The organism is Bacillus sp. SIMBA_008 (assembly GCF_046535495.1).
GTDB classification, from domain to species: Bacteria; Bacillota; Bacilli; order Bacillales; family Bacillaceae; genus Bacillus; species Bacillus subtilis.
The window spans coordinates 1-344 of the sequence record NZ_JAWRWL010000145.1 but is presented as its reverse complement, the minus strand read 5'-3'; the positions used below and the strand labels follow the sequence as shown (position 1 = coordinate 344).

The window sequence follows — 344 nt, the reverse complement described above, 5'->3', positions numbered from 1 at the left end:
AATACAATTGCAAAAATGGCAGGCGTGACAACAGAAGAAGCAGAAGCGATTATTCAAAAACTTGAAGATCAAAAAGTCATTATTGATTACTCAACCATGATTGACTGGCGTAAAGTAGATGGTCACGAAGGCGTCACAGCAATGATTGATGTCAAAGTGACACCAAAAAGAGGCGTCGGATTTGATGAAATTGCTGAACGTATTTACCGCTTTCAGGAAGTGGAGTCTGTCTATCTCATGTCAGGTGTTTACGATCTATCTGTTGTGATCCGCGGAAGATCTATGTCTGATATTGCCCGCTTCGTGTCTGAAAAATTATCGACACTTGATTCCGTTGTTTCAAC

1 protein-coding gene is annotated in these 344 nt (G+C 40.7%); it reads left to right on the top strand.

Annotation, left to right across the window (positions count from 1 at the left end; translation table 11 throughout):
- On the top strand, positions 1 to 344 hold a 344-nt coding region (locus SB658_RS22550), incomplete at both ends, for an Lrp/AsnC family transcriptional regulator (protein WP_410602451.1).